The sequence below is a fragment of the Haloarcula rubripromontorii genome (assembly GCF_001280425.1).
GTDB classification, from domain to species: domain Archaea; phylum Halobacteriota; class Halobacteria; order Halobacteriales; family Haloarculaceae; genus Haloarcula; species Haloarcula rubripromontorii.
In genome coordinates this window covers 111,764-133,610 of the sequence record NZ_LIUF01000003.1, presented here as the reverse complement: position 1 = coordinate 133,610, position 21,847 = coordinate 111,764, and the positions used below count along the sequence as shown (strand labels likewise).

The 21,847-nt window shown below is 62.8% G+C and carries 23 protein-coding genes and 1 tRNA gene; 10 read left to right on the top strand and 14 right to left on the bottom strand.

The annotated features are described in order from the left end of the window. Positions 1–4 precede the first annotated feature (4 nt). Together AMS69_RS10255 and AMS69_RS10250 are read right to left on the bottom strand one after the other, a co-directional pair. Positions 5–1,576, bottom strand: a complete 1,572-nt coding sequence (locus AMS69_RS10255; protein WP_053967989.1) for a DUF790 family protein — start codon at positions 1,574–1,576, stop codon at positions 5–7. Between the two features lie 68 nt (positions 1,577–1,644). Further along, positions 1,645–2,979, bottom strand: coding sequence for a DEAD/DEAH box helicase family protein (locus tag AMS69_RS10250; RefSeq protein WP_053968352.1), 1,335 nt, complete (start codon positions 2,977–2,979; stop codon positions 1,645–1,647). A 151-nt stretch (positions 2,980–3,130) separates the two neighbouring features. Here AMS69_RS10250 and AMS69_RS10245 point away from each other — a divergent pair, with 151 nt between their 5' ends. From AMS69_RS10245 to AMS69_RS10215, 8 genes are all read left to right on the top strand, one after another. Then, positions 3,131–4,216 carry a right-handed parallel beta-helix repeat-containing protein gene (locus tag AMS69_RS10245; protein ID WP_053967988.1) on the top strand — a complete coding sequence of 362 codons (1,086 nt, stop codon included), beginning with the start codon at positions 3,131–3,133 and terminating at the stop codon, positions 4,214–4,216. Between the two features lie 96 nt (positions 4,217–4,312). Next, positions 4,313–4,383 (top strand) — tRNA-Pro (locus AMS69_RS10240). A gap of 226 nt (positions 4,384–4,609) precedes the next feature. After that, a complete protein-coding gene (locus AMS69_RS10235; protein ID WP_053967987.1) occupies positions 4,610–4,948 on the top strand; it encodes a hypothetical protein in 339 nt (112 codons plus the stop codon). Continuing rightward, positions 4,949–5,362, top strand: a complete 414-nt coding sequence (locus AMS69_RS10230; RefSeq protein ID WP_053967986.1) for a hypothetical protein — start codon at positions 4,949–4,951, stop codon at positions 5,360–5,362. Then, the gene (locus AMS69_RS20175) at positions 5,355–5,495 is read left to right on the top strand and encodes a hypothetical protein (protein WP_155119954.1); all 141 of its coding nucleotides are present in this window, start codon (positions 5,355–5,357) and stop codon (positions 5,493–5,495) included. The genes AMS69_RS10230 and AMS69_RS20175 overlap by 8 nt, the downstream gene beginning before the upstream one ends. Further along, a complete protein-coding gene (locus tag AMS69_RS10225; RefSeq protein ID WP_053967985.1) occupies positions 5,495–6,022 on the top strand; it encodes a hypothetical protein in 528 nt (175 codons plus the stop codon). Before AMS69_RS20175 ends, AMS69_RS10225 begins: the two co-directional genes overlap by 1 nt. Then, the gene (locus AMS69_RS10220) at positions 6,022–6,387 is read left to right on the top strand and encodes a hypothetical protein (RefSeq protein ID WP_053967984.1); all 366 of its coding nucleotides are present in this window, start codon (positions 6,022–6,024) and stop codon (positions 6,385–6,387) included. The genes AMS69_RS10225 and AMS69_RS10220 overlap by 1 nt, the downstream gene beginning before the upstream one ends. Beyond that, entirely contained in the window at positions 6,384–8,099 is a 1,716-nt protein-coding gene (locus tag AMS69_RS10215) for a hypothetical protein (protein ID WP_053967983.1), read from the top strand. Before AMS69_RS10220 ends, AMS69_RS10215 begins: the two co-directional genes overlap by 4 nt. 456 nt (positions 8,100–8,555) lie before the next feature. Here AMS69_RS10215 and AMS69_RS10210 read toward each other — a convergent pair whose 3' ends face one another. After that, a complete protein-coding gene (locus tag AMS69_RS10210; protein ID WP_053967982.1) occupies positions 8,556–8,945 on the bottom strand; it encodes a hypothetical protein in 390 nt (129 codons plus the stop codon). 302 nt (positions 8,946–9,247) lie between these two features. Here AMS69_RS10210 and AMS69_RS20170 point away from each other — a divergent pair, with 302 nt between their 5' ends. Then, complete coding sequence (locus tag AMS69_RS20170) at positions 9,248–9,403, top strand: hypothetical protein (protein ID WP_155119953.1); 156 nt, start codon at positions 9,248–9,250, stop codon at positions 9,401–9,403. A 96-nt stretch (positions 9,404–9,499) separates the two neighbouring features. Next, entirely contained in the window at positions 9,500–9,637 is a 138-nt protein-coding gene (locus AMS69_RS20615; RefSeq protein ID WP_202904540.1) for a hypothetical protein, read from the top strand. Here AMS69_RS20615 and AMS69_RS10205 read toward each other — a convergent pair. The 11 genes from AMS69_RS10205 to AMS69_RS20165 all read right to left on the bottom strand — a co-directional run bounded on the left by AMS69_RS10205 (position 9,634) and on the right by AMS69_RS20165 (position 21,847). Continuing rightward, the gene (locus AMS69_RS10205) at positions 9,634–10,158 is read right to left on the bottom strand and encodes a hypothetical protein (RefSeq protein ID WP_053967981.1); all 525 of its coding nucleotides are present in this window, start codon (positions 10,156–10,158) and stop codon (positions 9,634–9,636) included. The genes AMS69_RS20615 and AMS69_RS10205 overlap by 4 nt on opposite strands. A 16-nt stretch (positions 10,159–10,174) precedes the next feature. Beyond that, a complete protein-coding gene (locus AMS69_RS10200) occupies positions 10,175–10,495 on the bottom strand; it encodes a transcriptional regulator (RefSeq protein ID WP_053967980.1) in 321 nt (106 codons plus the stop codon). After that, entirely contained in the window at positions 10,492–10,797 is a 306-nt protein-coding gene (locus tag AMS69_RS10195) for a hypothetical protein (protein WP_053967979.1), read from the bottom strand. The genes AMS69_RS10200 and AMS69_RS10195 overlap by 4 nt, the downstream gene beginning before the upstream one ends. Further along, on the bottom strand, positions 10,797–14,750 hold the full coding sequence (locus tag AMS69_RS19705; RefSeq protein ID WP_077067784.1) for a hypothetical protein: 3,954 nt from the start codon (positions 14,748–14,750) through the stop codon (positions 10,797–10,799). The genes AMS69_RS10195 and AMS69_RS19705 overlap by 1 nt, the downstream gene beginning before the upstream one ends. 194 nt (positions 14,751–14,944) lie before the next feature. Next, positions 14,945–16,492, bottom strand: coding sequence for a hypothetical protein (locus AMS69_RS10185; RefSeq protein ID WP_053967978.1), 1,548 nt, complete (start codon positions 16,490–16,492; stop codon positions 14,945–14,947). 2 nt (positions 16,493–16,494) lie between these two features. Next, positions 16,495–18,444, bottom strand: coding sequence for an AAA family ATPase (locus tag AMS69_RS10180; protein ID WP_053967977.1), 1,950 nt, complete (start codon positions 18,442–18,444; stop codon positions 16,495–16,497). Then, positions 18,437–18,766: a hypothetical protein gene (locus AMS69_RS10175; protein WP_053967976.1), complete on the bottom strand. Its 330-nt coding sequence runs from the start codon at positions 18,764–18,766 to the stop codon at positions 18,437–18,439. The genes AMS69_RS10180 and AMS69_RS10175 overlap by 8 nt, the downstream gene beginning before the upstream one ends. Beyond that, the gene (locus AMS69_RS10170; RefSeq protein WP_053967975.1) at positions 18,766–19,566 is read right to left on the bottom strand and encodes a hypothetical protein; all 801 of its coding nucleotides are present in this window, start codon (positions 19,564–19,566) and stop codon (positions 18,766–18,768) included. Before AMS69_RS10170 ends, AMS69_RS10175 begins: the two co-directional genes overlap by 1 nt. Next, positions 19,559–21,361: a hypothetical protein gene (locus AMS69_RS10165; RefSeq protein WP_238378379.1), complete on the bottom strand. Its 1,803-nt coding sequence runs from the start codon at positions 21,359–21,361 to the stop codon at positions 19,559–19,561. Before AMS69_RS10165 ends, AMS69_RS10170 begins: the two co-directional genes overlap by 8 nt. A 2-nt stretch (positions 21,362–21,363) precedes the next feature. Continuing rightward, the gene (locus AMS69_RS21095; RefSeq protein WP_274378007.1) at positions 21,364–21,498 is read right to left on the bottom strand and encodes a hypothetical protein; all 135 of its coding nucleotides are present in this window, start codon (positions 21,496–21,498) and stop codon (positions 21,364–21,366) included. Next, complete coding sequence (locus tag AMS69_RS20165) at positions 21,488–21,847, bottom strand: hypothetical protein (RefSeq protein ID WP_053967974.1); 360 nt, start codon at positions 21,845–21,847, stop codon at positions 21,488–21,490. Before AMS69_RS20165 ends, AMS69_RS21095 begins: the two co-directional genes overlap by 11 nt.

Here is a 21,847-nt window from a genome sequence, read left to right as displayed (position 1 = left end):
ATCGCTACGCTTCTGGGTCCCGCGGTTCGATGGTCCCGCTCCCCAGACCCTCCCAGGCGACCCGGTAGCCGAGTCGCGCGAGGGCGGCGCTGTCGTCCGCGATACCGTGGGCATCCAGTCGCTCGCTCGCCGTCTCGTAGGCCATGCCGGGCTCGATCTGCTCGGCCAGCTCGTCCAGCACGGCAGGGTCGACGAGTGTGCGGCCGACCAGTTCGTGGGTAGGAAAGGAAACGTCTTCCAGCGCGACTTCACTGACGCCGTACGCCACAGCGAGGTCGGCGAGCGAGATGACAGCGTCGTCCGGTCGGAGTTCGTCGGGTATCTCTGCGGCACTCTCCCGCACCAGCCGTTCCTCGTAGGGCCGCAGTGCGTCCCGGACGTCTTTCACGCTGACCGTCCCGGTGTAGGGAATCGCCCTGTTATCCGTCGCTTCGATTTCCTCTCCGACGCCGAGTGACTCGTCGACGGCGACCAGCATCTCCACGTCCTCCAGTGCGTCAAGGCGAGCAAGTTTCTTCTCGACGTACTCCGGCGTCCAGAAGCCCATAATCTCGAAGAAGACGCGGAACGGCGCGTCGCCGTCGGTCCCATCTGGCTCCTCTCCACCCGTATCCCGTACCCCGGTGTCCGCGCCGGGTCGCCACTCGAAGGCGAAGTCCGGAATGACGACGTGTTCGCCCGCCGCCAGCGGCTCCGGTTCGCGTATCAGGTCCCAGTCAAGGTCCAGCGCGGCGAACCGGCCCGCGAAGTCCGCTTCGACCCCGCTGTCGTAGCTGACCTCCGTTACGGGCTCGACACCGGGAATCGACACGTCGGCCTCGGAGAGGGTGAGTTCTCGCTCGGTGCCACGGTCGTCGATGGTCGCCGTGAGGTCCCATTCGCCCGCGGCCGCGACCGTTCGCAGGAGGCGAGCGAAGCGGGTGCCGTACCGTCGCGTGTTCGAGAACAGCGCGTCGGGGCCCGTGACGACGACCTCCCGACCGTCCTCCGCTCGGCGGATCTCGTACATGAGTCGGAGGCGTTTGACCGCCGAGACGAGCGCCTTCGGGTCCGAGGAGCGGACGCGGACCTCGGTCGCGTCGAACAGTGCTGTCTGCGCAAGCGAGAGGTTGTATTGGGTCCGCAGTGCGTCCGGCCCCCAGCGAGAGTCCACCGCAGTGAGGATCTGTCGCGAGTCCCGGTCGGCGTACAGCGCGTCGGCCAGCGTCTCGGCGTCCGTGCCGAAGTGGTCGGCGGCCGCTGCGAGTGCCTGTTCTCGCTCGGCCTCGCTCACAACCCCGGCATCTGCAGCGGCCTCGAACACCCGACGACGGGCGCGAACGGGGTCGACCGGGGCCCGCGTCTCGAACGTGGCCTCCCGCTCGACGAGCTTCGCCAGCCCGCGGACCAGCTTGAAATCGTCAGCTTCACGCTCTATGTCCGCGAGTGCGGTCTCCAGCCTCTCGCGGGACTCGCCGACGTGGCCCTGGTAGATACCGAGCACGCGGGCCGCCAGCCGCTCCGCGTCGGCGTCGGCGAACTGCAGGTGATAGCCGCCGCCGGCCCGCGAGACGCGCAGGAGGTCTTTCGTCAGCACACGAGTGTCTCCGCTGTGGAGCGACAAAAACGCTGTCGACAGCCTCTGCGGCGCGGAACGACGGCGCGCTACCGCCGTCGCCTGGCAACTCGCTCCTCGGCGGTCTCCTCTGTCACGAGTTCGTACAGCAGTGCCCGCCCGCTGTCGGCCTTCGGCCGAAGAATCCGGCCAAGCCGCTGTGTAAACTCCCGCTCAGAGCCGCTTCCTGAGAGGACGACGGCGACGTTCGCGTCGGGTACGTCAACACCCTCATCAAGGACGTTCGCCGTCACGACCCGGGAGTACGTCCCGTCGCGGAACCGCTCTAAGATCTCCCGACGCTCGCTCGCGTCAGTCTCGTGCGTTATCGCGGGAATGAGAAACCGCTCCGAGAGGCGGTACACGAGGTCGGTGTGGGCAGTGAAAACGATGATCCGGTCCTCGCGGTGGCGGTCCAGAATCGTCGCCAGCCGGTCGACCTTCCGCCGAGCATTCATCATCACCTCGCGGGCGCGCTGTTTCGCGAGCAGCGCCTCCCGGGCCGCCGGGTCGTTGCCGGACCGCTTCACGAGTTCCTGATAGTCGCTGCCGGACCGGAGCTGGATGTTGGAGCGCTTGAGATAGTCGGTGAACGTCCCCTGATGTTCCTCGTAGCGGTCCCGTTCGTCCGGCGTGAGTGAAACTTCGATGCGCTTGATATCGTAGTCCGCGAGGTGCTCGCCCGCCAGGTCGTCGATGCTGACCCGCCGGGCGAGCGGCCCGACGAGGTCTTCGATGGTCTCGTGAGCTCCGTCCGGCCGCTCGAACGTCGCCGTCAGCCCGAGTCGAGCCGGGGCAGCGAGCAGACGAGCGATATCCTGATAGCCCTCCCCGCCGAGGTGGTGGACCTCGTCGAAGACCACGAGCCCGAACCGGTCGCCGAGTTCGTCGGCCCGCAGGTACGCCGAATCATACGTCGACACCGTGATGTCCTCGACGCGCTGTTCGCCCCCGCCCATGCGGCCGACCGGCTGGTCAAACTCCTGCTGTAGCTCGCGCTGCCACTGCTCCAGCAGGTCGATAGTCGGGACGACGACCAGCGTCGGTGTCCCCAGCGCGACCATCGCCGCGATGCCGATAACCGTCTTGCCACTCCCCGTCGGTAATTCGAGACAGCCCCTGTCTTCGGCCCCTCGCCAGGCGTCAAGCGCCGCCTGCTGGTAGTCTCTGAGGTCGTACGCCGTCGAGAGCGACAGTGTTGGGAGCGAGCAGACGCAGTCCTCGTATGCCAGCCCACGCTCATCGAGTGCGGCCGCGAGTTCGGCGTACCGGCAGGCCGGCGCTCGCCCTGTCTGTGAACGCCGGTCGTACTCGACGCCGGGCAGGTCCGACGGCGGGTCCCCCGACACGCGGATTGTTCCAGACTCGTACGTCAGCTCCAGCACACTCCGGGGTTCGCCGGTCCGGCCGATAACGCTTTCGCGGGCCGCGCCGCCGCGTGCGTCGCCGGTACTTCCAGCTGTACTGCAGCGTACTGCCGGCGACGGGTGAACGAACACTACGGTTTACATCTATTCGCCCCCTATCACCCTAACTATGAGAAACACGCGTCCGAGGCTAACTGCCCTCCTGTTGTCGATACTGCTGACACTGGCTGTCATGCCAGCCGGCGTGGCTGGGACCCAGACAGCAGCGGAGACAGTGACCGTCGACAAATCCGGGAGTGCCGATTACCGGTCGATACAGGCCGCCGTGGACGCCGCTGATAGCGGTGACACCGTCGAAGTCAGGCCGGGCATCTACCGTGAGGAGATCCGGATCAACGAGAGTATTACCCTCGTCGCACCTGACCGGGCGATACTGGACGGGTCGCGGTTCGTCAACGGGACCGGCGTCACGCTGGCCGGCACAGCCGAAGCGAACGTCACCGGATTCACCGTGCGGAACTACCGCTTCGGTCTCGCGGCCAACGGAACCAGCGGCGACTGGACGGTCACTGAGACGACTGTCATCGCCGCCGATGTCGGCGTCTACGCGCCCAACACGACTGGAGACTGGACTATCGAGGACGCCGCCGTCGCCAGCACGACCTACAGCGGCGTGTTCGCCCGCGGCACCAGCGGCGACTGGACGATTCGCGATACCCGCTTCGTCGATGTCGGTGGCGACGGCGCTGATGTCCGTGGGTCTACGGGCGACTGGACGGTCGAAGCGGTGGTCGTCGACCGATCCGGTGCTGACGGCGTCGACGCATCCAGTACGACTGGCGACTGGACGGTCCAGAACACGGAGGTCCGCCGAAGCGATACGGGCGTCAAAGCTATTAACAGCGAAGGTAACTGGACGGTCACCGACCTGACGGTCACACAGAGCGACACCGGCCTTGTGACCGCCTTTTCGACTGGCGCTTGGACACTCGAAGATACCACGCTCGAAACCCGAGATATTGGGGTCTTCACTGCTCGTACGACCGGTGTGTGGACCATCCAAAATACGACTATCGAGAGCCGACAGCAGGGAATCCACGCCATCAAGACGAACGCCTCGTGGACTGTCTCTGAGTCGACTATCTCCGTGACCGCGGCAAAGAATGCTATCGGTGTCGATGCCCGGTCTGCGACCGAAGGCTGGTCACTTACCGATGTCACCATCGAAAGCCCCGGTACCGAAGTCGCCGAGTAACCAGCCTGCTCCGCCACTTCGCTTCCCCGTCACGGGCTGGCACTCTCGTCATCAAAGCGAAGCTCTTAATTAAAACACCCACCTCTCCCAGAGTGCGGGACCGTGGGGTAGCGGTATCCTCGGCGCATGGGGTGCGTCGGACCTGAGTTCGAATCTCGGCGGTCCCACTACAATTCTACCCGGATCAAGATTACGAGCAGTATAGCGCTACGCTAACCAAATTACTATTCGTACCGAGGCGAATAGAACACCCTCGTTTAAGTGTGGGGTGGGCCGCATGAGTTTGGACGCTTCCACCCCGGAAAAAAGTCCGCTCATCTGCGAGTTCTGTGGCTTCCCTCTCATCGAAAACGAGCAGGATTGCGTCGCCCTCGAAAACGGGAGGTGTCGGCCATGAGCGGGGCCACGGTCACGCTAGAAGTTCCATGCGCGGCCAATGGGCGCTGGCAGCCGCTCCCGGCCGACTCCCCACGCGTCGAGGGCTTCGACTTCTGTGGACAGTGCTTCCCGGACGACTGGGACACTGTTGAGGAGAAAGACGTCGAGACGTTCCTCTACACGACAAAAAACGGCACGAAGCTACACCGAAGCATCGACACCGGCGACGACGCCGACACGTCCGCCTTCGGCGACCACGACTATCCTGAGGAGAACCTCGCTGCCAAGCTCGCACAGCCCGACGCGTCGCTCGACCACGAGTTCGAGTGGGACCAGGAAGGAGGTGACGCGTAGATGGTCTCACACGACGACGTGTGTGAGTCCTGTGGCGCTGTTGACCGGACCTGCCGAATGCGCTGGCCCGACGGCGAGACCCGCGAGATGTGTGGCCCCTGCGAACGGCAGTGGCAACTCATCTGGCGGCACTTCTGTGAGTTCCAGCCCCGGCAGGCCAACCGCGTTCGGGCGCGAGCGAACCGTGAAAACCGTGCCCGGCCTGACGGCGGACGGCCCGTCATTTTCACCTGCGACGGGTGCGGCCAGGAGACGCTGACCGAGAAGCGTTATCGATACCTTCGCCCTAACCAGCCCGACGAAGAGGGGGAACCCGCTACCGACGAACTCTGTCCGCGCTGCTCCACGGGGAAGGACTCCTCGCGACTGTTCCGTGCCGACGAGGACCTGACGGGAGGTGAGTCCGGTGCGTAGTATCGCCCGCGAGCACCTGCTGGGCGCGACTGTCTGGGCCTACGGCGGTGGCAGCGCGAGCGTCAAGCCCTGGACCCGTCGCGAGCACTTCTCGCAGTTCTGGCGAATCGGCTTCGGGGGTGACGATGCGTAATGCCGTCAGAGAACCAGGCGGGCGACCGTCGCGAGCGGCTGCGCTGTCCCCGGCTTGCAGACGATATCGGCGAGGACCCCGCACGGTGGCTGGACCAGGACCTGCTGTCGCACTCGGCCCGTCGCAAGCTGGTCTTCTCGCTTATCGACGGGATCGACAGCATCGAGCGGATTCGTGCCTGGCGAGGCGTCGAGAAGAAACTCGCAAACGACCGCTTTGCCGATCAAGCGCGCAACCCGCTCTCGAAGCCACGGGCGAAGGTCATGCAGCGCCTCGACCAGCGCGAGGAGTGGCTTGACCTCCACGGCGAGCGACCAGACCGGCTCCCCTGTGGCCCCCGTCGGCCGTGTGAGTGCTGTGACGACGAGGCTGCGGTCACGCCCGAGGACCTGCGGGAACGCGACCAGGCCGCGGCTCAGCGGCTCGTCGACAGCCATCAGGCCGGCGGCGTCGATACTGACGAGACGAGTGCCCGGACTGAGGCCTCGACGCTCGGTGCGTTCGCGACTGACGGGGGTGAACAGTAGTGACGCTCTCCGCCCGAACGCCGGCTGTAAGCCACCGCGTGTGTGTCCGATCACCTGACGTTCCGGACCACGAGGACGAGGCATTCTGCCCCGTGTGTGGCCGCGGGTGTAAGGAGTCGGTCGGGACACCGCAGATACCTGCCGACGTCCTCCTCGACCACGATGTACTCGCCGCAGTTGGTGACGAAATACCTGTCTTTGGGTATCGCTGTGACCGACACCGGGCCGCCGAGTTCGTTCTCCCCGCACCGGTCGCACTCGCTCCGGAGTCGTTCGTGCCCGTCGACGCGGAGATCGACGGCGAAGTGATTGCAGTTGCTGTTCCCGACCCGGTCCACGAGGCCGCGCTCGATTCTGAACTATGAGTTCTGCCCACGCAACGACTCCATCCCCCGATATCGAATCGTTCGACGGACGTGACGACGACATCACCAGCTCCGGAGAATACGATGTGCTGGACTATCCGGACCCCATCAGCCACGGCCACGGAACCGAGATCGTCCTGAACGACCTTGACGACAGGTCTGCCTACCGGCGTCTCTGGGAGGGCTGGCGCGAGCGTGTCGAAGACCCGGACAACGAGCCATACGTCTTGCTCGAAGACGTGCACCAGCGCTGGGACTGGTTGCACGACGACTATCCGTGCCATCTCGTGGTGAAGTCGAAGCCCTGGAAAGTGGGGACGGAGGCCAACGGCCGGGAAATTACCGGAAGCGTCCGCTACGAGTACTCGATCCAAGTGATGCGCTACGACTCTGAAGATGACGAACTCGACAGTAGCCTTCGAGCTCCCGTCAGTTTCCAGACGTGGGTCCAGCCACAGGACGAGGATCTCGTCTACAAGAGCGGCGACCACCTCGTCTGTCAGTACGGTGAGGGAACCAAGTTCCGGACGCAGACCACCTATGCAGGCTCCCAGGAGACGCTCACGCGGACGATTACGGTTACCAACGCCGCGCTTGAAGCGCTCGGAAAGGATCGCCCGGACTGGTCGACCATCAACCGCGAGTCCTGGCGTGTCTGGAAGGGCGAGGTTCATCATCGCTTCACGGAGGAGTTCATGAGCGTCGTCGCGAACAAACTCCGGAGCGCCCGGACGCTCGTCGAGCACGGTGGCGACGGCGACGCGTCGGGTGGTGGTAAGTACAGCGGCGGGAAACACGTTGAAGAGCGCGTCGTATCGGATATGTGGAACCGTATTGGATTCGCCGGTCACGCGTCTCGTGGAGGCTACAACCTCGGATTGAAAGTCTATCGTGTCAGCGGGAATCCAGCCGACAAGCGCCTTCGCAACCCGAAGCTCGAAGCGTTCTTTTCCGGAACAGACAACGACACGAAGCTGCCCCACGCCGACGAGTGGACCGTACTCCGAGCGACGCTTCGACAGATGGTGTCGACATTCGCTATTCGGTCCGGCGTCGGGCTACCCGATCTCCGCGAGGACGACTACTACGAGCCTGACGACCGCGAGATGGTCGACGTGATCGTTCCGACCGGCTGGCGGCAGGCGATGGAAGAGGCCAACGAAGAGCGCGAACGGAAGATCCTCAAAACGACCTACGAGAGTCTGTCAGCGGCGAAGTGGGATATTCTCTGGACGGTCGCCGTCACGGAGGGGTGTAGCTACGAGACGCTGGAGGAGATCACTGGCTTCAGTTACGACTATGTCCGCGAGGTCGTCCAGGAACTGGAGTCGATGGATATCCTGTTGCGAGTGACGTACCCGCGCATCGTTGTCTACCACAACGAGGAACTTCGACTGAACGCCACCGAGGCGCTTCAGCAGGTCCATCCTGACCGTGGCCTCGACGATATCCGTCAGGTCGGTAAGGAACGCCGTAAGCGCCGGCAGGAGCGCGATACGGCGGAGAACGAATCAGCTGACGACGTCGACGACAGGGGCGACGATCACGACGGCGACGACTCGACGGATGTCGATCGCGACGAGGAGCGCTGGCGGTTGTTCCGCGAAGTCCTGCTTGACGGTTCGCAGCTGGGTCGTGCGCTCGACCAGCAGTACATCGACCCCGAACACGTCCAAATACGCACTGACCCGTACCCCGAGTTCTTCGGTTAGCCTCACTCGGGCGACGTGGTCGCCGGTTCTGTAGCTGTAGCACTCGTCAGCGATTGTTTTTTCCACTCGTTCAACCCGCCTAACGTAGTCTGTAGCTGATAGTTCTATGTTTCACAGCTATCTGTAGCGGTATTTTCTCTCGCATCTGGGTAATTGCGTCTCACTGGCCCAGTTTTCAGCCAGTGTTCGGCCATTTCTATCGGCCAGCTCTGGCTTTCTACCCCGTCTCTCACCGTCTCACGCCGGCGTAGGGGTTCGGTGTCGGGCCGCCCGCACCCTATGTGTCCCTACGGTAGTTGCCCGTAAGCGGCTCCCATCCAATTGCGCGGCTCGCATAGCGCTCGCCGCGCTCCCGCACTTGTGTCATCGGCTGAAAGAGCGTGCTGGATGGATAGACGAACGCTACGGCAGGATAGTGGCCCATGAGCAACCGAGGAAAAGATACCCTATCGGCTCTTACGGTAGCGCACGCTTGAGTTTGAAGTCATTGTACCCGAGTGATGCCTCAAACAGATCTATCGGGTCGTCTTCAGCCAGTCCAGTCGGGAGAGAGTCCCCAGACGGCGTGTTCTGAAGTTCGCTCAGGCCCATTTTTCCCCACTCTTCGAGGAAATGTGTTAGAATATTGGCTGCCTCCCATGCCGGCTTCGGGTCCTCGTAGGCCAAGACATCCTTCGGACTGGCGTACCCCGGTGTGCCGATCCGTACCTGCACATTGAACGCTGTCGTCTCGATCCTCTCTCCGGTATCCCATCTTTCCATCTTCATCTCATCCACGGAGATCCGTTTGTTGTCCAGTTCATACCCGTAGTCCGTCTCATCCCACGAATAAGATGGTGATACCATATTCTATCCAAGCCAACCAATTGCAAGATATTCAATGTCGCGGAGCCAGCGGTCCCACACCGAACAGAGGTGTGGCTAAGGCCACGCCCCATGCGGGGCGCAAAAATACACACCGCTACGTACCGCAGACTCCAGATGAACCAGGAGAAATGAAGGGGTTGTCAGAAGGTTACCCTGAACAGTCCACTGATAGCATTGATGGGTATCACGGTGACCCACAGCCCTGCCACAACGGGCCAGATACCGTCGGTCACCGACCACTCACCCGAAGTTCTAAGATTCGGCCGCCACCACTGTTCAGTATGGCCCTTGGCCTTGAGGTGACGACTGAGCTCTTGGAGGCCATGATTGGTATCTGTTTAGTATTCGTCATTTATGCAGTGATGCTAATCAAGTGGCATCGGGAGGGATACAGCATCCCGAAGCTGGTCAAGAAAGGCGAACTCATCGAACGCTAATCCTGTGTAAACGAGTTTTGAGGGTGCCTCTCCAGGTCGTTGCGACTATCGTTTCCCACCCTAACACCTATTATTCCAGTACGTGTATCGGTGAATATGGATGCAGCAATTGAGGGGATTGTTGTCGGGACCGTGCTAATCTTCCTCACATTTGCGTACTATCTCTACACTGTCTATCAGGACGGATACGCCCCACTGGCACTGATTAAGACTGGTGAACTAATCGAACGTTAGTTGTCACCCAGTTCTTGCAGTTTTTTCGCTGGAATCACCACGATCACGCCAAGGATCAACAGCCCTGAGTGTGGAAACCCAGCCAAATACTCAGCTACTGCCACGTTCTGTGGGCCAGAACGGAATGCGCCGACCAGCGTTGTGAGAGAGGCTGCAACAATTATCGCCCGTAGCGCGTCATCCAGAGTCAGCCATTCTAACAGCCCTGCAGGCCCTGACACTCGCTCGGACTTGATACCAATTACGAGTATCAGCACGCCGGCAATCGGCGTCCCGTATACCCGTAACAACTCGAAATTCTGAGTTCCAACCGCGTACAGTACCGACAGCGATGTGCCGATCGCGACGATGCCGATTCCATCAACGCGCGAGAGGTAGTTCCAGATGTTTCGCTCGGTGTAGGACTGCAACAATACCAGCAGGCCTACTAACCCGGCCGCTGTGATCGCCGCGATAGTTGCGAGCCCAGACCCAAGGTCTGTCAATTCCCCTGTTCTCTGAATGATTGCTTGTACGGTCATCAGTGTCCCATATCCCTCAGTCGTCCCCCAAGGCCCGGTCGAGACTGTTCCGCATCCCCGCCAGCACCTCCCGGCCCTCGTCAGTGACCGCAAACGTCTCCCGGCGCGTGTTCGGTCCTTCAGACTCGATAAACCCGCTCTCTTCCAGTTCTGAGAGCTGTTCGCGCACCCAGCGGTCACTCATATCCTTCCCTTCTTGGGCCGCCTGTGCGATCAGCCCGCGCCACCCGTCGCCGTCGTGCTGGCCGACCAGCAACAGACACGTCTGGGCCGCTGGCGAGAGGTTCTGATACGCTGCCCACTCCGGTGGGTCCTCGACGCCATCGAGGTCCGTCATAGTACCTCCGTTGTGAGCCACTCGACAGCATCTTGCCCGATGATATCCCACGCAGTGCCAGCCCCGGAGACGATATCACCCAGCATCTGCCCCGCGTCGACGCTAATCCAGCCCGTCGCCATCCCCAGCACGAGTGCGCCGACGGTGAGCGCGCCGAAGGTCGCGGCTGTCCCGATCGCCCCGACCACGCCGCCGAGGATACTCTGAATCCGCCGGAACTTGTAGCCCCCGTACACGACAGCTGTGACCAGTGCGACCTCTTTCCCGAACTCGCCGACCAGAACGCTAAACCACTCGAACATCAGTCGTCACTCCCGCCGCCGCGGCTGGCGATGATGTTCACCTGTGGCTGGTCGTCGTCCGGCGAGTTGTTCGCTCGGTACTCGCGGACCAGCTGGATGACCGCGTAGCCGGCGATAACCAGCACGATCACGAACGCATCCGAGTTGACCAGCGCCGTCAGCAGGTCGCCCTCACCGAGTGCCTGCAGTGCCACGACGCCAGTGATGCCGACAATCGCAATCCATCGAGCGGTCGTGAACGCATCGAGCCGCTGCAGGGCTACCAGAGACCCGATAGCGATTCCGGCGACAGTCAGCATCGCACCCAGTTCCGGCCCGATATCGATGTAACCCGACTGGATGGCTGCCACGAGTGTCGCCGCCCCTACAGCGCTCGTCAACAGCGTGTTCTCACCCAGCGTCACAATAGCATCGCCGAGCGCATCGAGGCCGCTTTCGACGGCAGTGCCAACGACGCCGCCGACCTGCGGGAGCTGTCCAGCCGCGTCCCCAGCGCCGGTCGCGACCGAGTCGACCACGTCGCGGGACTGGTCGGGTCGCCGTCCGATCACGAACAGCATCGCAATCGACCCGAACAGGGCGATGAGACCGACGAGATTCCCTTGATCGGCCGCGCCGAAGATCGTCGACGCGCCCTCGGGGTTCGCGGTCGGTGCGGGCGCTGTCTTGACCCGAATCACCGAGTCGATATCGTCTTTCGGCACCGTCATCGGTTCGCGGCCTTGGACGCGGTCGAATCGCTTTGTCGTGTCGACCTCATAGACGCCGTACCACGTCCCCTCGGTCGCGCCGATGTACTCGACGGTGAACGACTCACCCGAGCGCTGGCCGGGGTTGACCACGAACGCCGGGCTGGTCGCGTTCGTCTGCTGTTCTGGCACACTCGCTCGAATGGTTCCGTTCGTCGGTGAGAGCTGAACGGGCGCAGTCTTGATACCAACCTCACTACCTGAAGTGGCTTCCGGGAAATGCACCTGCTGGGCGTGGTCTGCCGAGAGCTTCGCGTAGTCGCTTTCCGCCGAATAGCTCTCGTTGACGCCGTAGTGGAGTTGCTGGGCCTGTGACGTATTCCTGACGCTGATGTAGGAATCCGATGCCCAGCTATCCAGCCGCACGCGAGAGTCGAGATCGGTCCCGACAGACGTGGCCTGCTTGACCGTGACCGCGCCGTTGTGGACATCAACCTTCGACCCGACCGACCGGATCTCGACAGTCGTCCCCTCGGGAACGGTCCCGCCGGTCAGCGCCGCAATGTCGATCTGCAGGTCCGTCCCCTGCATGGTTCGGGCCGACGCCGGGATCTCCGTCCAGCCACCAGACTGGTCGAGGCGCACTTCCAGCGTCCGCAGGGAGATGATGTTCTGTGCGTGTGGAATCGTCAGCGTGGCATCCTCGCGGCTGGAGAGGTACGTTCGCGAGATGTTGTAGCGCTCACTGAATGCCTCGTCGCTGAACGTGACTGCCCACTTGGTCGTCAGCTCGTGCTGGTAGTCGATCTTGACGGTCGGGGCTGGTGCATCCGTCCCAGTGTCGCCATCGCCAGCGACGACAGTGACGTTGTTCTGGCCAGACTGTAGCCAACTCTTGTTTCCGGTGAGCGTCTGTGTCTCGTCTTGGCTGAGCGTTCCCGACATCCGCACGGGCTGGCCGTTGATGATGACACCAGCGTCCTCAGTGAGCGTGCGCTCGGTGTAGTCGATATCCACGTCGACCGCGCCAGATTGCGTGCCGACGGTTGCATTGCTGACCGACGCATCGAACTGGTCGATCTGGACGGTCTGCGATTCGCCCTCGGTGAGCTTGCCGAGATACTCGGCTTCGGCCATCCCGTCGCCGTCGATATCCAGTGTCGGGTCCTGTGTCGTCGTGGTCACGGTTGACCCGGCATCGACGCCGACCTTGTGGCTGGTCGATACCTGTGCTGTTTGTGACCCGGACTGGATGTCCGGCATCGACCGCGTGACGGTCTCGCCATCCATCAGAACGCCGTCGTATGACGCATCAGCCGTTCCGTCATCGTTGATATCTATCGACGGGTTCTTTGTGGCCGTGCGCTCGGTGAACGAGAGGTCAACGTCGGTCTGGCCGCCGGCAAGTGATGCGGTTGCCGTGTGTGAACCGCTGGGGATGTTCGATGCGCTGACCGTCGCTGTCTCTCCCGGTTGGAGGATTCCAGAGTAGCTCGCATCGGTAGATCCGTCGCCATTAATGTCGATGGCCGGGTTTTCAGTTCCCGTACGGGCTGAATAATCAAATGAGTAGTCAATTTTCCCAGCTCCGCTTGCGGAAATACTATCCCCCAGATCGACTGGGAAACTCTTAGTTTGCGATCCACCACCCTCTACGAAAAAGCTCTCAGATGTGCCGCTATCCGTTGAGATTGTCACATCGGCCCCGGTTTTGTAATCAATATGAATGTACGAATCGTAGTAATATCCGTCGTTGTAGACAAACGACTGTGCCCCGCCTCCGCTCCGTTCGAAATTGACACCCCCCTCTGGATTGCTGGTTTTATGTACAGAGAGGGTGACGTTATCTGCACCTTTTGGATCCCATGGCGAAATATTGACAGTTTTGTGTCGCTCGTTGAAACTCACTCCAGACGCCACTAACGTCCCTTCGGTGTGGTCTGCATCCACTCCCTCACGAGTGAGATATATCTCATATGAGCCACCAGTTGAGTGTTCCTCCAAATGAAATGTGATCTCAGTCATTGCCGAATTGGGAACGCGTTTCAGCTCAGAGGACCACTTCCCACCTGCTATATACGTAAAATCTCCCTGCGAGTATGAGGATCCGCCAGAGACAGTAAGCTGCTCGTTTCCCGGGTCTAAGTTGCCGTTGAGATTAAGCGAGTCCGAGCCGCCAGCCGATAGCGTGCCCCCATCCGAAGCCGGTTTTGTCGACGATTCTCCGATAAAAGTCACTGACGCGTCGTTCGCCAGAGTATTGCCGCCGACGTTATAAGTGAACGAATCGCCGTTGGCGATGTTCGACGCTGAAACCGTCCGGCGGTTCGATGTCGATTTGCCTATGAACGTCGTCGAAACATTCGTCGCTGGCTGGTTCCCGTCGACACTGTAGTCGACAGTCTCACCGTCGGACAGCGTTGTCGAGAACAGACTCGCGTCGGTCGTGGTCTGTTCGACGCCAGTAAAGGTCACCTCGGGATTGCGCGGTTCGAGGTTGTCGCCAGCCACTGAGAGCGGAATCGACTGGCCGTCGGTCGCACCGACGACCTGTGTCGTATCGCGCTCGGTGTTGACCTGTCCAGTGAGCGTGATTTCCGGGTCCGTCGCACTGTCGAGGTCGCGCACTTCATACAGATGCGTCGTGCCAGTCGTCGCTGGCTGGCCCTCGATCCGGAGCGTGCCGCCAAACGTAATCGTGTTCGTCGAGAACCCGTCGACCCAGAACTGTGCTTGCCCGTTCCGGACGTGGACCTCTTCTTGATACACCGCGCCAGACTCGTGAACCACGCCGACGACAGCTGGCACCGAGCCATGCTGCTGTTTGAGCCAGTCCGTCGAGACGCCGACCCAGCGGCCGTCGTGCGTGCGGTCGTCGGTGAGGTTCAGCGCCGGCTCGCCCTCGACGGTCGTCGTTGCAGCCCGCAGCGTCTGTGCCCCAGTCGAGGCCGACAGCGATGGCTTGCTCGTGTTACTCTCGACGTGCGTGTCCGGAACCGACGCAAGTGGTTCGTCGGGAGCGCGTGGCGCGGTACTCAGGTCGTCAATAGGATTGGTCGGTTCGGCTGGCGTCGATGCTGGCTCGGATTGGCTGTCGGAGCTGTCAGTCGGCGTCGAGTACACCTCGCCACTGTTGGCATCCTCGGGTGCGTTCGACTGTGGCGCGAACAGCATCGGCGCGGCCACCGAGACGATGACGACCGCCAGCGCCATCCCGACAATCGACAGTTGTTCGCGGGAGAGTGGCAGGTCGTCACTGTCCATCAGTCACACCTCCAACACCGCTCAGGGGGGTCCCCCCTTCCGTTCCTGTTCCAGATACGCGCGCGTAACGAGCGGAACTTATCTTCCGCTCACGCTGATCGGTGCCGCCGCGGCCGCCGACCCGGCCGCCGCAGCCGGCTGACGTGAAGTTAAAAGGGCGGTCGATATCGGTCACAACCAGCGGGCTCGCTGGGTCAGTCATCAGCCACGACCTCCGTTGTCGCACCGGGCCCAGTGCGTCTCGGGATGCGCGCCGCCACAATCTCCGTGCTACTGTCGGGGTTGAATATGATATCATAGTGGTTCTGGATCGTTTTGATCGGCTTCTCTGGGAACTTGCCGTCAGTATACGGGCTCGACAGCGCTTCGACTACCTCCGGCGCGTCACCAGAGATATCGATGATACCCTCGCCGGGTGCGAGAACACGCAGCTCGTGAACAGCGCCGTTGGCTGCGCGGTACTCCTCCAGCAGCGTTGGCTGGTTCTCGTCGTCGGTCGCCACCTGGAGGTCCTCGACGATCATGCCACCGTCGTCGCTGGTGGACACGTCGACCGAGGACGGGATTCCGAGCCGCAGCTGGAACTCTGGCGTGTCGTGTGGGTAACCGAGATCCGAGAACTGGAACTCAGAGAACCGACTGCCGGTGTAGCATAGCCCGAACCCTTTCGGCCGCTTCGACAGCAGGTCCTGGTCTTGTTCGAGATCCCGGAACGGCTTCGGTGCCTCCGTCTTGGTGGTGCGGTTCCCGCGGTCGTGGTTCGAGAGTTCGACCCAGAAATCGAACTCTTTGAGCCAGTGGTTGTGAACGTCCTCTTCGTGATGGCCGTACCCGACCAGCGACAGCCCAGCCGACCGCATTTCCTTCGCGATGTCCGCCATAATCTGGATGCACTCATACGTCCAGTGGCCGGATTCGCCGCCCGGCGCTGACTCTGGCGCGAGCATTCCGAACTCATCGATATGGGCAGTCATCCAGTTGCGCTCGCCGTCACCGTCGACGCGGAGACCGTCGAACGTGCGTGCCGCGAGGAACCCGAACCACCAGTGCGATGCCGGCGTCGGGTTCGGCTCGTTCTTTGGCACGAATGTCGGTTTCTCGACCGTTGCATCCGCCGTCGACAGCGCGTCCTCGCACTTCCGGAAGTACGGGTCCGGGAACACCACGTTGTACGTTCCTTTCGGGTGGTCCTGCAGCCGCTCAACGAGTTCGATGACATCCGAATAGTGCCGGACATCCCGACACAGTTCTTCGGGATCGGGCTCGCTGCGGTCGACAGCTTCCATCCAGCGCCCGTCAACGTCAACGCCACTGGGCAGCCACAGCGTCGTCCAGTCACGCATCCGCCGCCAGTCCGAGCTTTTCTGCCGCCCGTTCCTGACGATGCGCTCATCGTTGTGTTCCATCTGGTACGTGGCAAACTGGTCGGCCGCCGTCGACTTGCCAGAGCCCTTCGGCGCTTCGACCATCGTCAGTGACGCCCCCGGTGAGTTCACCGTCGACGGGCCGTCCGATCCACTCTCGATATGCACGAGAAAGTCCGGATACACGCCCGACAGCGCCGCGCCCTCGCGTGGGTAGAACGCCTCCGGGTCGAACGCTGGGATATCGAACCGGGTCCGTATCATCTCCGCATCATCATCCCAGCTACCGTGCGGTTCAGCATCGTAAACGATCTGTGCGCCTTGTTTCGTCTGTTTGGTGAAACCGTCCTGTTCGGATTTTGGTTTTCTCTGTGACATCGTTAGCTCACTCCAGTCAAATCAGTCGTCTCGCGCCGTTGCACGTCGCCGCCGCCGAGGCCAGCGTTGTGGACAATCGGGATATCTAAGTCGGCCAGCGACCGGCTGACCATCTCTTTGGCCACCTCAACGTCGGCCATCGTTATCTCAGTCCGAAGGTTTGCCCGCGCGCTCGCCTGTGCAACCCGGCGAGCGGCCCCGAGTTTGCGGGCAGTCACGGGCACGGGCGGCCCGTGGTACTGCCCGTCCGCGTTCGCGAGCGCATCGCGATACCGCTCCGGCAGCGCCATCTTTTGCTCTTCGAACCACCCGGCCAGCGCCTCGATCACCGCGTCGTTCGCAGGTGTCGGATGCAACTGCCGAGCCCGCAGCAGGACCGCGCGGTACTCGTCCATCGACAAGATCGGGTCGATAGCCTCAGCGTCATCCTCGTCGAGCGCCTGCCCAGTTGCGTCCTTCAACGACGCTGACCACGTTCGAATCATCGACTCCGCCAGCTCCCGAACGTGGTCACGGTCCTGTTTCGACCGCATCTGCATGATGAGGTCAAACCGGGACAGTAGCGGACTGTCAATCCCGAGCGCGTCGACCAGCGACTCGTCACCAGCGAAGTGACCGCCGAGCGGGTTGCACACGCCCAGCAGGCCACACTCCGCCGGCAGCGTCATCGACTGCCCGGCCAGCGACAGCGGCAGTATCTGGTCGGCCAGCGCCGAGTGCATCTTCTCGATGGCGTCGTCGCCGGCCTTGTCCAGCTCGTCGACGACCGCGATTCCCTCGTGGGCTCGGACCAGCACGCCGGGCTCAATGCTGAATCCGCCGTCCGAGAAGTCGTCCTTCACTGCCGCCGCGGTCAGACCGGGACCCGACACACGCTCGCCGCTCGCGAACGCCGACCGTGGCGCGACCGCCGCGGCCCACTTCGCCAGCACGGACTTGCCCGTCCCCGGGTCGCCGGGTAACAGGACGTGGATATCGCCCCGATAGTGCGAGCCATCCGGGCCGTCGAACGTCGACGCGCTGACCAGCTGTAACACGAGCCCGCGAACCACCTGCCGGTCCCGGGGATGCGAGCCCGCGACGAACTTCGGCGCTGCGGCGGCCATCAGCACATCCGCCGTCGACGGGTCCTCGATCCCAACGTCGAAGGACGCCGGCCGCTCGCGCAAGCGCTCGAAGAGGTCGCGCTGGTCGGCTGTGAACTCCGTGTCCTGATAGGTCTGGCCGGCTGCTTGCACGGAGTTCACCACGACCTGTGGCTCGGGGATCGGGCCGCCACCGCGGAACTGCAGCTCACCAACGAGGACCACGTCCTGACAGTTCGCGATGGCCCCGTGTCCCGCGAGGTCGCCCTGCAGGTGCGCGATGACATCCGACGTGTCACCGCCCAGCGCCGCACTGCTGGGGTTCTCCAACAGGAGTTTCTGGTAGTCCTCGTACCGGGACTGGTCGGAGTTGATGCGGAACGGACCCTTCATCTCACAACCGACGCATTCGAACGGTTCGATGTACTGGCCCGCTTCGAGCGGGATGCGGGTGAGGGTGCCGCAGCGCTGGCACTCGAAGGCCGCCTCGACAAGTCGCGGCTGGACCTGTGTTCGTTTCGCGACCTGCCCTTCGAGCGCCAGCAGTTGCCCACGCCGCTCGCTCGGTGAGAACTCCCCGGGGGCGGTCGTGTGCGACTCTGGCAGGTTCTCGAAGCGTGGCGTGGCCTGTCCCAGCGACGTGTCGACCGGCAGCGGCGTATCGGCGATGCCCGCCTCGACGTAGTCGAGCATCGAATCGGGCGCATCGAGGATATCCTCTGCCAGCGTCGGGTCCCACCGAGCCAGAGCCGTCCAGTCCAGCGTCAGTGACGCGTCGTCTGGATAGCGCTGAGCCAGCAGTGCCACCTTATCCGGCACCTGCCAGCGGAGGTATCGACTAACCCGGTCGGACAGCTCATCACTCATTGCTGTCCTCCGTGCCCGGTATCACCGATTCGCGCCACGTCTCGATGCGGGCGACGAGGTCCTCGACGAGCGCGCGTTCTTGCTCGGTGACGCCGTCCCAGTTGACCGCCATCCCGGCGGCCCGGAACGACGCCAGTTTCAGGAGCTTTCCGGTGCGTTCGTCAGCAAGTTCTGTCGTCAATGCCACCGCGTCGTCGGTGTCGATATCGTCAGCGTCGACGGCATCTTGGGCGCGCTCGAAGATCGTTGGTTCGGCCAGTGCCACGAGTGACGCCGCATCCTGTTCGCGGGCTCGGGCCGCCCGGATTTCCTCGATATCCATTATCCCGGCGGCACCTCCTTGGGACGGCCAGCAACGTCCGCGAGTTCGTTGCTGTTCGTGACTAACTCTGAGAGGGTGGCGTTCATCGCCGGGAACACCTCGCCGGCCAGCAGCCACTCAAGCCGGACTGACGGCCCACGAGTCAGCGAGTGCCACCAGTCGCCGTGGCGGTCCAGCACGTCCTCGATAAACCCGCTGCGGACGTGCCCCTCGGTCATGTGGATGATATCCTCAGCCCACGCCATCACCTCCGACTCGACGCGGGGCGGGTCCCGCAGCGTCGACCGTAGCATCCCGTGCTGTTCGACGGCGCGCTGGTGCAACCGCGGCCGCCCAGCGACGTACTGAATCCGTTCGGCGTCTTTGACGCCCTCTTCATCCGAGAACTCAGCGACCCGCTCACGTAGCAGTTCAGTGGCTGACTGGAAGGCTGGCAGCAGCACCTTCCGAATGACCTTCCGCCGGAACGCATCCGCGGTCTCATCATCGCGAGGAGCTTGGTCGCAAATCGCCGCCCTGTCGTCCGAATCTGCCATGAGGCAAGCCACTTTCCAGCGGTCTTTCACGAGATCCTCATGCCACGTCTCGGGCGTCTGGCCACCCGAGACCACGTCGACGGCGTGACACCACTCCAGCACTTCCGTGCGAGTCTGGAAGCCATCGCGAAGACTCTCCTGCAGGTGGCGCTGCTGGGCGCGAAGCGAGTCGAGCCCGGCAGCAAACGACCGGTCAGCCGACCGGACATCACTCGCGAGCCATTTGAGCGCGTGATGCCCGTCCGCGGCCATCGGGTCAGTCATCTGCGTCAACCCCCTGCTGTGGCGACGACGGCGAGAGGTTCGTCGACGGGCTGTTCCCGCCGTGTTCGTCGTCCAGCGCCTTCTGAATCTCCGTCCGGACGCGGTCGACAATCTGCTGGCCCTTCTCGTGTTCAGACCATTCAAGCTCGGTGACCGCTTCCAGAACTTGGTCGAACGTCTGGCGCTCTTCGTACTCGTGGCGCTCGGTCTGGACCTGTGCCTGAACATCGTTCCAGTGGCTCGGTCCCCAGTCCACTTCGAGGGTGCCGTCCCGGGCTTCGTGGCCTTCGATCAACGCCGGCAACGTCGCCAGCCCGAGCCCGATAATCGACGAGCCCAGCGTGGCAACCGTTGACAGATAGACCGCTGCCCCGCCGCCCAGTGCAATGCCGATGAACCGCCAGTTCCGACGCGTCACCCAGTTCGACACTGTTGCCGAGATGGCCGCCGGTAGCGCTGCGATGCCATCGGCCTCTGGCGGGTCCGTGAGGTCCTCGTCGGCAACCTCTTTCGTCAGTGACGGCGCGAACTTCAGTCGCGCTGGCTTGTGCCGAACAACCTTCTCGGACTCTGGGTCGATCTCGAAGAGCTGGTCGAGGTCGCCCTCGCCGCTGTCGTAGCTCTTCCAGTCCTCGGTCGGAATCCTCGCCGGGTCTGCCCAGTACCGAGCCAGCATCGGCCGCAGGCCGGACACTGGGGCATAGAGTTGCTCACCGTGGCGATACACGGACTTGATTTTGTTCGGAACCCGACGGGTCCCGACCGTTTCCTCACCACTGGGCGAGATTGCACCCTGCCGGAGTTTGCGCTGGAAAAACCCGGCTTTCGAGAGGTCGCTGTCTCGAATCGAGAGCATCACCGGCAGTGCCAGCAGCCCGATCAAGATGCCCACCGCGATGGGCGCGTTCGCGAGGATGATCGATGTCTGCCACGTACCAAGTATCGCTGCGATGCCGATTAGCACCACCACTACGCCAGCCCAGTAGCTCACCCCTTTCAGCGTCCCCACAATCGTTCGCGAGAGAACGTGCTTGGCCGACGCCCCGGAGAACATGATGCCGCAAATCGCCGGGATAATCAGGTTCAGCGTTCCCCACCGCCAGAGGTCCCCCTTCGAGTTCGTCGGGTACGCGGGAGACGCCGTCAACGGGTTCGTCTGATGCGCGAACCGCCAGCGTGCCCCCTCGACACGCTCGCCGTCTTTTTCCAGCCACGCCGTCGCCTGCCACTGCTTGTCGAAATGGGACTGCAGTTGCAGTTTCGACGCTGAGTAGCCGTTATCTGCCTCGAAGCCAATCCGCTGGACTGTCTGATTCGCCGCGTATGTCTGCTGTGTCCCGTTGACCTCCGTACTCCGTTCCTGCCAGAACACCACGACGAACTCGTAGTCACCGACGCTCTCGCCGAATGCGGAAGTGTATGCCAGCAGGTAATCGGTTTTGAGTGCTTGATTCCGACCCAGCGGCTGGTACGACGACTGGGCCGGGTTCAACGGGAGATACTTCAAGACGACTCCGCCGGTCGGAAGCATCCGCGTTGATTCGGGCGGACCTTGGGACCCGCCACTCGATATCTGTTTGCCGCCGGTTCGCAACTCGTCGATGCCGAACGGCCCCGGCGCGGTCCAGTTCCCGCCCTCGGTCGTCTCGTTGCTCGCCTGATAGTGTCCGTCAGCCACCGCTGCCGATGCGGGCATCGCGAACGCGCCCGCCACGGTGACAGCGACGAGGACGACCGCAACACTAACCGCGGCGACGGCGGCCCTATCACCTCCCGAGAGTGCGTGTCCGCCCACAGTTAGCCCCCCGAGAGCGCGCTTGCCACGCCGTTGACGTAGTCCGTCGTTGCCTCCGGGGCCACGAGCATCGCGATGGCGACGAGCCCGACCACGGCCAGCATGACCGCCCCCCAGCCGGAGATGTTAATCTGCATCCACCGCCTCCTCTGCAGCCGCGCCTGTGTACAGCGCCAGTCCTACGACCAGCGCCGCCAGGAACACGACCAGCGTCTCTTTAGCCGTCAGTCCGAGGAATACCGTGCCACCGCCGGCCAGTGCGCCCGCTCCGATGAACGACGACGCCGCACTCCAGAGGAATCCGCCGGCATACACGCCGCCAAAGAACCCGCCCACCAGTCCCGTCGTCAGCCGGGCCGGGCGGCCTTTGAACCACTTGATCGGGTAGGCTGTCTTTGTCAGCACCGACGTGTACTCGCCGATCACGTAGAACATCATCCCGATGATAGCCCAGCCGGTCGCCGTTGCCGTCGTCACTTCTGGCAT